This window comes from Rhizobium sp. BK312 (assembly GCF_014193605.1).
Taxonomy (GTDB): Bacteria; Pseudomonadota; Alphaproteobacteria; order Rhizobiales; family Rhizobiaceae; genus Rhizobium.
This window is the reverse complement of record NZ_JACHZP010000007.1, coordinates 334,528-346,025: the sequence shown is the minus strand read 5'-3', so window position 1 is coordinate 346,025 and position 11,498 is coordinate 334,528. Positions and strand designations below refer to the sequence as shown.

11 protein-coding genes and 1 pseudogene are annotated in these 11,498 nt (G+C 59.7%); 7 read left to right on the top strand and 5 right to left on the bottom strand.

Annotated features, from left to right (window positions below; genetic code table 11):
* A partial coding sequence (locus tag FHT85_RS21480) for a dihydrodipicolinate synthase family protein (RefSeq protein ID WP_183774301.1) occupies nucleotides 1–698 on the top strand: 698 nt, incomplete at its 5' end.
* Between the two features lie 146 nt (nucleotides 699–844).
* Here the strand turns inward: FHT85_RS21480 and FHT85_RS21475 are convergent.
* The 5 genes and pseudogenes from FHT85_RS21475 to FHT85_RS21455 form a co-directional block, all read right to left on the bottom strand.
* Nucleotides 845–1,618 (bottom strand): L,D-transpeptidase, encoded by a 774-nt coding sequence (locus tag FHT85_RS21475; protein ID WP_112337374.1) that lies wholly within the window; start codon nucleotides 1,616–1,618, stop codon nucleotides 845–847.
* Nucleotides 1,619–1,916: 298 nt separating this feature from the next.
* Nucleotides 1,917–2,222 carry a hypothetical protein gene (locus tag FHT85_RS21470; protein ID WP_112411406.1) on the bottom strand — a complete coding sequence of 102 codons (306 nt, stop codon included), beginning with the start codon at nucleotides 2,220–2,222 and terminating at the stop codon, nucleotides 1,917–1,919.
* Between the two features lie 614 nt (nucleotides 2,223–2,836).
* Nucleotides 2,837–4,063 carry an alpha-D-ribose 1-methylphosphonate 5-triphosphate diphosphatase gene (locus FHT85_RS21465; RefSeq protein WP_112411213.1) on the bottom strand — a complete coding sequence of 409 codons (1,227 nt, stop codon included), beginning with the start codon at nucleotides 4,061–4,063 and terminating at the stop codon, nucleotides 2,837–2,839.
* 182 nt (nucleotides 4,064–4,245) lie between these two features.
* The gene (locus FHT85_RS21460; RefSeq protein WP_112411214.1) at nucleotides 4,246–4,809 is read right to left on the bottom strand and encodes a cytochrome b; all 564 of its coding nucleotides are present in this window, start codon (nucleotides 4,807–4,809) and stop codon (nucleotides 4,246–4,248) included.
* Between the two features lie 323 nt (nucleotides 4,810–5,132).
* Nucleotides 5,133–5,417: pseudogene (locus FHT85_RS21455) on the bottom strand (helix-turn-helix transcriptional regulator); the annotation flags it as partial.
* A 69-nt stretch (nucleotides 5,418–5,486) separates the two neighbouring features.
* On the opposite strand from FHT85_RS21455, the gene FHT85_RS21450 reads away from it, so the two are divergent.
* Genes FHT85_RS21450 through mnhG form a run of 6 tightly spaced genes read left to right on the top strand, consistent with a single transcriptional unit; the run spans nucleotide 5,487 to nucleotide 11,487 of the window.
* On the top strand, nucleotides 5,487–8,408 hold the full coding sequence (locus FHT85_RS21450) for a monovalent cation/H+ antiporter subunit A (protein WP_183774313.1): 2,922 nt from the start codon (nucleotides 5,487–5,489) through the stop codon (nucleotides 8,406–8,408).
* Nucleotides 8,408–8,746 carry a Na+/H+ antiporter subunit C gene (locus FHT85_RS21445; protein WP_015342763.1) on the top strand — a complete coding sequence of 113 codons (339 nt, stop codon included), beginning with the start codon at nucleotides 8,408–8,410 and terminating at the stop codon, nucleotides 8,744–8,746. Before FHT85_RS21450 ends, FHT85_RS21445 begins: the two co-directional genes overlap by 1 nt.
* Complete coding sequence (locus FHT85_RS21440) at nucleotides 8,743–10,353, top strand: monovalent cation/H+ antiporter subunit D (RefSeq protein WP_112411216.1); 1,611 nt, start codon at nucleotides 8,743–8,745, stop codon at nucleotides 10,351–10,353. Before FHT85_RS21445 ends, FHT85_RS21440 begins: the two co-directional genes overlap by 4 nt.
* Entirely contained in the window at nucleotides 10,353–10,829 is a 477-nt protein-coding gene (locus tag FHT85_RS21435) for a Na+/H+ antiporter subunit E (protein WP_015342765.1), read from the top strand. The genes FHT85_RS21440 and FHT85_RS21435 overlap by 1 nt, the downstream gene beginning before the upstream one ends.
* Complete coding sequence (locus FHT85_RS21430; protein ID WP_112337366.1) at nucleotides 10,826–11,107, top strand: K+/H+ antiporter subunit F; 282 nt, start codon at nucleotides 10,826–10,828, stop codon at nucleotides 11,105–11,107. Before FHT85_RS21435 ends, FHT85_RS21430 begins: the two co-directional genes overlap by 4 nt.
* Nucleotides 11,104–11,487, top strand: a complete 384-nt coding sequence (gene mnhG, locus FHT85_RS21425) for a monovalent cation/H(+) antiporter subunit G (protein ID WP_112411217.1) — start codon at nucleotides 11,104–11,106, stop codon at nucleotides 11,485–11,487. Before FHT85_RS21430 ends, mnhG begins: the two co-directional genes overlap by 4 nt.
* The last annotated feature ends 11 nt before the right edge of the window (nucleotides 11,488–11,498 follow it).

The following is an 11,498-nucleotide window of genomic DNA, read 5'->3' as shown; positions in this document are numbered from 1 at the left end:
TCGACGGCAAGGCGCCGGTGACGGCGGCGATTGGCCGTTCATTGCGCGAGGCGGTCCAGATGGCGAAGGATGCTGCCTCGATCGGTGCTTCAGCCGTCATGTCGCACCAGCCGGTGGATCCTTTCGCCGCCCCCGGCTCGCAGATCGACTATTTCCGCGATCTGGCGGAAGCTTCGCCCCTGCCGCTCGTCGCCTATGTCCGTGCCGAGGGCTTCAGCGTCGACGATATGGTTCGCCTGGCCGGTCACGGGAACGTTGTGGGCATCAAGTTTGCGACGACGGATCTGATGCTGCTTTCGCGGGCGATCGCGAGTTCCGACCCAAAAGGCGCGCTCTTCGTCTGCGGTCTGGCCGAAAGCTGGGCTCCGACATTTGCGGCGGCCGGCGCAAGAGGCTTCACCTCAGGCCTCGTCAATGTTGCGCCGAAGCTGTCGCTTGCCGTTCACGCTGCCTTGGAGAAAGGCGATTTCGCCGCTGCGCGCGCCATCGTCAACAAGCTTGAGCCCTTCGAACGCATGCGCACGAAGTTCCGCAACGGAACAAACGTTACCGTCGTCAAGGAGGCCGTGACCTATTCCGGCCTCGATGTCGGTCCTGTCCGCGTTCCGGGCGTGCCACGTCTTGATGAGAAGGACCGCGAAGAGTTATTCGCTTTGCTGCGCAGATGGCGGGAGGTGGATGAACTTTCCTCCAGCTGACGCATCGATGCCAATGACGGCCATTTCGTGAACCAAATCTGATCGGCGCCGGAGAAACTCGCTTCGGCGCCGCACTCTCCTATACCGTCGTTTACGCAGTTTCCCTTGGGTTGAGATGAAGAGATCGGCGATCGTTGAAGTCGCAATCAGAGCACCACGACCTTCGCTCCTACGCTGACCCGGCTATAAAGATCCATCACATCCGGATTTGCCATACGGATGCAGCCGGAAGATACAGCCTTGCCGATCGAGTTGGGCTCATTGGTGCCATGGATGCGATAGAGGGTGGAACCGAGATAGAGCGCTCTTGCTCCAAGGGGATTATTGAGACCGCCTTCCATGTGATCGGGTAGTTCCGGGCGACGGGCGATCATTTCCTTGGGAGGTGTCCAATCCGGCCATTCCGCCTTGCGGCTGACCGTTTCCGTGCCCTTCCAGGAAAACCCCTGCTTGCCGACGCCGATGCCGTATTTGAGTGCAGTCCCGTCATTCTGAACCAGATAGAGGCGTTTTTCCTTCGTGGAAATCACGATCGTGCCCGGCTCGTAGCCGGAGAAGGGGACCACCGTGCGCGGGATCGGCGATCGCGCCATGGCCGCACGCTGGTCATCCTTGACGCCGGGGTTGAACTGCGGGGAAGTCTCGCGCGGATCGATCGAAGCCTGCCGCGGTAGCCGCCGGGGAGGAGGCGGGAAGTCGCCGTCCTCGTCATCATAATAGTCATAGGCGTCGCCGCGATAGTAATAGCCATCGTCGAGACGCCGATCGTCCCGATAGCGCGGTGGTGCTTCTCGGAAATATCGTGGAGCAGCGTAGTCGTCGCCATAATCCGGTGAGTACCTCCATTCCTGTGCATGCGCGGCGACGCTTGCCATCAGCACTGCCACAGCGGGCAAAAGAACCAGTCTCATAGTCTTCATGTCACAACCATATTTCCCGAAATCGTGCCCCGCGAGGGTAGGCGGCTTGCGCCGACAATTCCGGAAACGGCGGGCGTAATTGTGGCAAAACGGCTGAAAGTCTCACAATCAGGTGCTAGATACCGTCGATAATGAAGATATTGCGGCAGGTTTGGAAGCACCTGCAAATCCCGACAAGCCGATCGGCAGAATCGCCAGGAGGACTATGGCGCGAGCTGAATTGGGCATCCGATGGCGCCCCGCATCTATAGAGATACCGTTATTTATTGTCGAACGCTGCGATTGCCGGCTGGAGCAGTTAAATTCCTGCCCCGTCGAGCTGCTCAGCGTCGTCGCCCTCCCAAGGCGAGGGCATCGAGGTCCGATTGAGATTGGCCGAGGGAAGCGGCATCCAGCACTTCAATTCCGGCTCGGCATATTCAATGATGCACCCCGGCGCAGAATCGGAAGCGCGCCAGCCTTCCGACCCAAAGCGATCCCCATTCGACCAATAGGCAAGGTCGACTTCTGCCGGCCCTTGCTCGGACGGCCGGATGGTAACGAGAATTCTGCTGCCGTCTTTCGGCGCGCTTGCCATTTGGCGCCAGCGATCTGGCTCGTCCATCATTATTCCTCCTGCCTCGCTCCAGGTTGGAAGTGTCGCCTCACCATTGGAAACGGTCAACTCAAACTTTGCGCAATCCAGCCACTGCTGATTGATCTTGGATCGAAATAGATCGCGATTTTCTGCAATCGGTGGGAGCAACCGCTGCCGATATTTTGATGGATATAGCGTCTCTTTTTATGGGAGAGAGCTGCGTTTGGCGCTGCCTTACCGGTGCGTAGCGCCTCCATAAGCAATAGCGGCTCAGATAATTCGAGGTCTTCGGTCGCGGGCAAGCTTTCGGCCGGGATCCATTTGCGCGAACGCCTCGATATTTTTCGGAACCAGCGGCCCATGTCTGCGTAGACTTATGTGACAAGCTTTGCTGGGTCCTAGCGAGCGCGCAGCGCGGTGCTTCGTGTCGTGCCCAGAAAGGGCGAATTTCATTGTACGACGATCCCTGGAGTCATGTCGAAAGGAGGCCGCATGTCCAGATACACGCCTCTGGTGCTTTTCTTCATCTGCGCGGGATTGCTGACTTGCATGATCAGTGTCGGTTTAGCCTCCCTTCTTCAATGAATGGGGCCATCCCGGGCCACAAAATGCGGCCTGTGACGCCGTGCTTTGATGCGCCGCTAGTGCCCAGCGGCAATGGCTCGATAGGCCTCGCGGCCGGCGACCCAGGTGCGCCGGACGACGGGTACATCGCCCTCGGGCCATTCGACCAGGATGAGGTCGGCTCGGCTGCCGACCTTGATCGTACCGCGATCGTCAAGGCCCGATGCCCGTGCGGGATTGCCGGAGACCAGCGGCCACAGATCTTGCAGCGATCCCACGCCATCTGCCTTCAGGCGCGCGAGTCCCAGCAGCATGGCGGGATAATAATAATCCGAGGCGAGGATATCGCAGAGACCCTCGCGGATCATGTCGGCGGCCCCGATCGAGGCGAGATGACTGCCGCCGCGCGTTGCATTCGGCGCGCCGAAGACAATAAAATCACCCGCATCACGGGCGGCGCGCGCCACGCGGCGGTTCATGGGGAATTCGCAGATACGTGCACCGCGTGCGCGATAGAAATCACGCGTCTCAATCTGGCTATCGTCATGCGAAAGCATCGGAGCGCCGGCAGCCTCGCCAAGCGCTGAGACTTCGTTGATAGCCGCCAGCACTTGCGGCCGGCGCTCCCACATGGTGCGTGCCATGGCGATCATGTCTGAGACAGGCAGCTTTGCCCTCTTCGCCCGTTCGGCCATCTTGTCCGCGAAAACCGGTGAGCCCGGATCCAGAGCTGGGAAATTCGGGTCGAGATCGAACGGCCGTTCCTGCAGCGATATCGAGGGATCAAGCAGCAGCATCGATGTGTGATCGTTGAAGGCAATGGAGGGCTGCCGAGGACCTGACAACGCATCGCGAATAAGATCGATCGCCTCAAAACAAAATGTTTCCCAGCGCAATTGGACCCGGTTGTCGACCATCAACCTGGAAGCCTGCGTATCGAGGGAGGAAACCACCGCGCGGCCGTTGTCGACGGAGCGCAGCCCCGGCTCCCAACTCAAGGTCAGTGCGTGGAAGGCTGTGGCGATGCCATTGGCAGCAAGCTGTCGATCCGTTTCGAGCAGCGCCGGCGCAACAGGCAACATCGTGCCCGCACGCGGCATGAGCTGTCGCTCGAAAGCGTCGCCGTGGACATCCACGAAAGCTGGCCCGAGAAGATGACCGCGCCCGTCGATAACGGCGGCTCCGTCGCGCGCACCGTCGATATCAGTGATACATCCCTCTTCGATCCGTATCGATGCTGGTTGCAGGCGGTCGCCGAAGACAACGGTGGCGCCCTCGATGAGAATGGGAGAATTGTGGTGCATGGGCGGCCTGTTTCGCGATGTGACGAGGGCGGGAATCGCAGCCCTGTGGCGGCTGATTTCCAGCACGTGCTTCTAGTGACACGATATGACAGATTTGAGAATGCTGTTGCCAAATCTCCCACTCAAAACGGCTGCCGCCGCCCACCGTGGTCGAGACAATGGATATCGACACTATCGATACGTCAAAGTCCAAGCATTCTCTGCAACACCTCATCTCTCCGAATGAAATGGTGCCAGAGGGCTGCCAGTATATGCAGGCTGACAAGAACATAGAGGCAGTAAGCACCGTATTCGTGGATCTGCGCAGCGATTCTTTCCAAGCCCCTGTCAGGCGACAGCAGGTCGGGCCATTGGAAGAGACCGAACCAGGGCAGATCATGCCCCCCAGCGGCGGAGGTGGTGTAGCCGGCAAGCGGCATCAAGATCATCAGGGCGTACAGCAGGATATGCGCGCCGCGCGCTGCGTAATGGTTGAAGAGGTCTAGCGGACGCCGATGGGCGGGTTCGCCAAACGAAAGTCTCAGCGGCAGCCGGATGGCGATGAGGACAAGTGCCGTCATGCCGAGCGATTTATGTACATCGAGGAGGGCGCGGCGCAGAGGCGTGCCGGGTGTGAGATAAGAACAATAGAGACCGATGAGGAGCGCGGAAATGATGATGACAGCCATTAGCCAATGCAGGAGCCGTTGCGATGGCCGGTAGCGGGCTGTCGGAAGCGTGGTTGATGCTTCGTTGGTGATGGACATATGTTTCTCCGGTCGTCCTGGGGTACTGCGCGGATGCGGTGATCGGCGCGAATGTGGCTGATTTGAGGGCCTATTCATTCACCTTCTTGCGAGCAGAGTCGGATCGACAGCCGGCAAGGCTTCCCAGGGCGGCAAAACGGGTTGTCCGTTGCGTCATAGAGAATAGGCCTCCCGCCCGGCGCTTTGCTCATGCTAGATGCCGGTCGCCGATCCTATCGGTCTGCCTTCGGAGTGAGGATCTGGCCCTTGTCGCCGGGGGTAGACAGGATCTCGCAGCTCTCAGTATGGGACGGCGCTTGGCCCTCCGTGGCGAGAGCCTTGGTACAGATGCCGATCTCGTGCCCCTGGATCCGGAAGAAGGCGATGCCTCCGGCCTCGAGCGCCAGTCGCAGTTGCGCTTCCGTCGCCCGATGCAGGCTATGGCGATTGCCCTCGTAATCGCGGATCGTGCTGCGCGACACGCCCGAACGGTTGGCAAGGTCCATCTGCGTCCAATCGAGGAAGCCGCGGGCCGCCCGGCAGAGCGCTGGTGTCAAAATCATCGCCATCTTACCTTGACGCAGGGTTTCAAGCTGCCCATATTGGGCGATATCTATCATATAGGGCATAATATAGCGGATTTCCAGGGGTTTTGCCGACTGGCATGATCCGGCCAAGCGAAGGAGCAACGTTTTGGGATAACGAGCGGGCCTATTTTTATTTTAGCACTTTTGGCTCTGCCGTTTATCGGAAGTCTTCTTTCCGTATGCCTCTTGCGCACGCAGTCACGGCGTGGCCCGGCCTGGATTGCCGGAGCTGTCACATTTCTGGCGCTGTTGATTTCCGCAAGCTTCTATCCTGCCGTCAAAAACGGCGGTGTCGTCCGTTATAGCATAGAATGGCTGCCGCAGTTGGGGCTTGATTTCAGTCTCAGGCTGGATGGCTTTGCGTGGCTGTTTTCGCTCGTCATCACCGCCATCGGTTTTCTCGTCATCGTCTATGCTCGCTACTACATGTCGGAGGAGGACCCGGTTCCCCGCTTCTTCTCCTTCCTGCTTGCCTTCATGGGTGCGATGCTCGGCATCGTGCTGTCGGGCAATGTCATTCTGCTCTCGATATTCTGGGAGCTGACCAGCATCTTCTCCTTCCTGCTCATCAGCTATTGGCACAATTCGGCTGCCGCTCGTGATGGTGCCCGCATGGCGCTGACGATCACCGGGATTGGCGGGTTCTGCCTGCTCATCGGGCTGATCCTGCTCGGCCATATCGTCGGCAGCTACGATCTGGACAAGATCCTCGCGTCCGGCGATATCGTCCGCAACCATCCGCTTTATCTGCCTGCATTGATACTCATCCTGCTCGGTGCGCTGACCAAGAGTGCGCAGTTTCCCTTCCATTTCTGGCTTCCGAATGCGATGGCGGCGCCGACGCCCGTCTCCGCCTATCTGCATTCCGCCACGCTGGTGAAGGCCGGCGTTTTCCTGCTGGCGCGCTTCTGGCCGGTTCTCTCCGGTACCAACGAATGGTTCTACATAGTCGGGGCCGCCGGCATCATCACGCTGCTGCTCGGCGCCTATTTCGCGATGTTCCAGCAGGATCTCAAAGGGTTGCTGGCCTATTCGACGATCAGCCATCTCGGTCTCATCACCACCTTGCTCAGCCTCGGCAGCCCACTTGCGACGGTTGCCGCCATCTTCCACATGCTGAACCACGCGACCTTCAAGGCGTCGCTGTTTATGGCGGCGGGCATCATCGATCACGAGACCGGCACGCGTGATATGCGCCGTTTGAGTGGCCTGTTCCGCTATATGCCGTTCACCGGGGCGCTTGCGATCGTCGCGAGTGCCGCCATGGCCGGCGTGCCGCTGCTCAATGGCTTTCTATCCAAGGAAATGTTCTTCGCCGAAGCGATCGAAACCCATGCTGATTCGATCCTCGATCGTATGCTTCCCTATGTGGCGACGCTCGCAAGCGCCTTCAGCGTCGCCTATTCGCTGCGCTTCATTCAGACGGTGTTTTTCGGGCCGGCGCCGACCGATCTGCCGATCGCCAACCCGCATGAGCCGCCGCGCTGGATGCGCTTCCCGATCGAGCTTCTGGTCGTGGTATGCCTGGTTGTCGGCATCGTTCCGGCGCTTTCGGTGGCGCCCTTCCTGCAGGCAGCCGTCGTCAGCGTTCTCAACGCCGATACGCCGCAATACAGCCTCTCTCTCTGGCACGGCTTCAATCTGCCTGTTATCATGAGCATTGTCGCATTGGTCGGCGGTACGGTGTTCTATTTCGCCTTCAAGGATTATTTTTCGCGATGTGACGACGGTCCGCCCCTCTTTCGCAGCCTGAAGGGACAGCGCATCTTCGAGCGGGTGCTGGTCGAGGTTTCCTGGCACTGGGCGCGAATAGCCGAAAAGCGGATCGGCACGCGCAAGCTGCAGCCGCAGCTTCGCTGGGTGGTGGCAACAGGCTTTGCGGCTGGCCTGCTGCCGCTCTATCTGTCGGGCTTCCAGGCCAAGCATTTTGCCTTTTCAGGCGCCGATCCGGTGTTCGCCGTCGTCTGGGCGATCGGGATTTGCCTGGCGATCGGCACTGCCTTCTTTGCCAAATATCACCGGCTTGTTGCACTCGTGATGCTGGGGGGGGTCGGATTGATCGTCTGTATGACGTTCATCTGGCTATCGGCGCCAGATCTTGCGATTACCCAACTTCTCGTCGAGATCGTCACGACGGTTCTCATCCTTCTGGGCTTGCGCTGGCTGCCGAAGCGGACAGAAGGGATTGACGATACGGTGAATTTACGCGCTCGTTTCCGACGCTTCCGCGATTTGGCGCTCGCCGTCATCTGCGGCGTCGGCATGATGTTCATTTCCTATGCCGTCATGACCATGCCGGTGCCTGACGCCATCGCGAATTACTTCCTGGAAAATGCCTATTCGAAGGGCGGCGGCCGTAACGTCGTCAACGTCATCCTAGTCGATTTCCGTGGCTTCGATACGCTTGGCGAAATCGCCGTCCTCGGTGTCGTCGCCTTGACTGTCTATGCGCTGTTGCGTCGTTTCCGTCCGGCACCCGACAGCATGGAAATGCCGGAGCAGCAGCAGATCCAGAACCGTTTCGACGAGGAGCGGCCGGAGCGCTCGGCCGGCGATACCGTGCGCGACTATCTGCTGGTGCCCTCCGTCATCATGCAGTGGATGTTCCCCTTCGTGATCGCTCTTTCGGTCTATATCTTCATGCGTGGGCATGACGCGCCGGGCGGCGGCTTCTCGGCCGGTCTCACGCTCTCGATCGCCTTCCTGTTGCAATATCTGGCCGGCGGCACGCGTTGGGCGGAGGATCGCATCCGCATCCTGCCGCTGCGATGGATGGGCGCCGGGCTTCTGATCGCGACGGCAACGGGCATCGGCGCCTGGTTCTTCGGCTATCCATTCCTCACCTCGCATTTCCAGTATCTCGACGTACCGTTGATCGGCAAGGTGCCGGCGGCAAGCGCGCTGCTCTTCGATTTCGGCGTTTTCCTGCTCGTCGTGGGATCCACGGTTCTGATCCTCGTCGCGCTTGCGCACCAGTCGATCCGTATCAACCGCTTGCGTGCGCTCGATGCCGACAAGGTAAAGGGGGATTGATGGAACTCATCTTGTCCATTGCGATCGGTGTCATGACGGCGTGCGGCGTCTGGCTGATCCTGCGTCCACGCACCTACCAGGTCATCATCGGGCTGTCGCTGCTCTCCTATGCGGTTAATCTCTTCATCTTCGGCGTCGGCGGTGTGAAGACGAATGTGCCGCCGCTGCTTGGCGATGGCACGGCAACGCACGCCTTGGCAGATCCGGTGCCGCAGGCTCTGGTGCTGACTGCGATCGTTATCGGCTTTGCCACAACAGCTCTGTTCCTGGTCGTACTGCTTGCCTCACGCGGCCTGACCGGTACGGACCATGTCGATGGCAGGAGTGACCGGAAATGACTGGCTGGTTGCATCATCTCATCATCGCCCCAATCCTGGTTCCCCTTGTCGCGGGTGCGTTGCTTGTGTTCATCGATGAGCGTTCGCGCACGCTGAAGGCGCTCATCAGCCTCTTTGCAACGCTGTTGCTGGTGGGCGTTGCACTTGCGCTCTTCGGTGCAGAAGGCGAATCGCCGGGGCAAGAACGTGCCTATCTGCTAGGAAACTGGAGCGCCCCCTTTGGTATCGTGCTTGTGCTCGATGGCTTGTCGGCACTCATGCTGCTGCTGACATCCATCGTTGCCGTTGCCGCGTTGATATTTTCGTTGGCGCGTTGGCATGCGGTCGGTGCGCATTTCCACACCATGTTCCAGTTGCTGCTGATGGGGGTCAACGGTGCGTTCCTGACGGGTGATCTCTTCAATCTCTTCGTCTTCTTTGAGGTCATGCTGGCCGCATCTTACGGCCTTCTGCTGCACGGCTCCGGGCCGCTCCGGGTCAAGGCGGGCATGCATTACATTGCCGTCAATCTCGCAGCCGCGCTGCTCTTCCTTATCGGCGTCAGCCTGATCTATGGCACGGTGGGAACGTTGAACATGGCGGATCTTGCCATGCGCATCCCGGAAATGTCGGCAGATCGCCGCATGTTGATGCAGGCGGGCGCCGGCGTGCTCGGCATCGCATTCCTCATCAAGGCCGGCATGTGGCCGCTCTGCTTCTGGCTGCCGACGGCCTATAGCGCGGCGTCGGCGCCGGTTGCGGGCGTATTTGCCATTCTCAGTAAGCTTGGCATCTACGTCATCCTGCGGCTGACCATGCTGCTGTTCAACGCCGGTCCGTCCGCCGGCTTCGGCGCGACCGTGCTTCTCTATGGCGGGATGGCAACGCTGATCTTCGGAACGATCGGTGTGCTGGCGTCGCAGGCGCTTGGCCGGCTGGCGGGTTTTTCGGTGCTGGTCTCATCCGGTACGCTGCTGATGGTGATCGGTATCAACGATGGCTCGATCTCGGCCGGTGCGCTAATGTATCTCGTCAGCTCGACGTTGACGATCAGCGCATTCTTCATGCTGATCGAGCTCGTCGAGCGCGGACAGGATGCGGGCGCCAGCGTTCTCGCGGTCACGATGGAGGCCTATGGCGACGCCGAGGAGAAGGAGCCGGCAGAAGGTGATGGCGTGACCATGCCCGGCACCATGGCGATGCTCGGCATCTGCTTTGCCGCCTGCGGCATCCTGTTGGCCGGCCTGCCGCCACTTTCCGGCTTCGTCTCCAAGTTCGCCATGCTCTCGGCCATGATGGGGACCGGCGCGATCGGCATTCCGCCGAGCACTGCTGTATGGGCGTTGATCCTGCTGGTCATTCTTTCCGGCATTGCCGCTTTGATCGCCATGACACGGGCCGGCATACGCACATTCTGGAGTTCGCTGGAGGGCATGGTTCCCCGTGTGCTTGTCATCGAGATATTTCCCGTCATGGGCCTGCTCGCATTGACGCTGGCACTGACCATCTGGGCCGGCCCCGTCATGCAATATATGGATGCGACCATCCGCACGCTCAGCGATCCCAATCTCTATGTCGATGCAGTCCGCAATGCCGTGGTCGCGCCGGCAAAGACGGGAGGCCTGTGATGCTGCCTTATCCGCTCCTGGCGCTGAGCCTGATCCTGATGTGGCTGCTGCTAAGCGGCTTCACGCTCGGTCAGCTTATCCTCGGCATCATCGTCGCGGTCTTTGCCTCCTGGGGGATGGCATCGCTACGACCCGAAAAGCCGCGGCTGCGGAAATGGTATCTGCTGCCCAAACTCTTCTTTCGGGTCGTTTTCGATGTGGTGAAATCGAATGTACAAGTGGCCTGGATCATCCTGAGAGGGCGCTCGCGCAAGACGACGCCGGGCTTCGTTGTCCTTGAGCTCAGGGTGCGGGATCAGATTCCGCTGGCGCTGCTTGCGGTTATCCTGACCAGCACGCCGGGCTCTGCGTGGCTGGAATATGATTCCAACGACAACACTGTACTGCTGCATGTGCTCGATCTCGAGAACGAGGCGCAATGGCGTCAAACGGTCGCCAACCGTTATGAAAACCTGCTGATGGAGATTTTTGCATGAGCGCCACGATCATTCAGATATCCGTTACGATTGCGCAGATGATGATCGTGGCGGCGATGGCGATCGCCTCCATTCGTATGTTCCGGGGACCGCGCGCACAGGATCGCATCATTGCACTCGACACGCTTTATGTGAATGCCATGCTGCTCCTGTTGACTTTCGGCATTGGAACCGCCCGAGTCGTTTATTTCGAGGCGGCACTCGTCATCGGCATGCTGGGCTTTGTCGCAACGGTTGCCTTGGCGAAATTCCTGATGCGCGGGGAGGTGATCGAATGAGCGCGTCATTTGAAAACATACCTCTATGGGCCGCGATCCCCGTCGGCGGACTTCTCGTGGTCGGCGCTTTCCTGACGCTCGTCGGCGCCATCGGGTTTCTGAGGCTTGGAACATTCTACGAGCGCATTCACGCGCCGACATTGGGAACGAGCGGCGGCATCGGCGCGATCATGATCGCGTCGATGATCTTCTTTTCGACCACGACGCGGTCCCTCGTCGTTCATGAACTGCTGATCGGTATTTTCATAACGGTGACGACGCCGATCACCTTCATGCTGCTCGCCCGCGCGGCGCTGCATCGCGATCGTGCCGAGCAGAACGGCAATGTTCCGCCAAAACAATCGCCCGAGCAGAAGCCGGCCGAGGGGCGTCAGTCATAAACGACCAACGA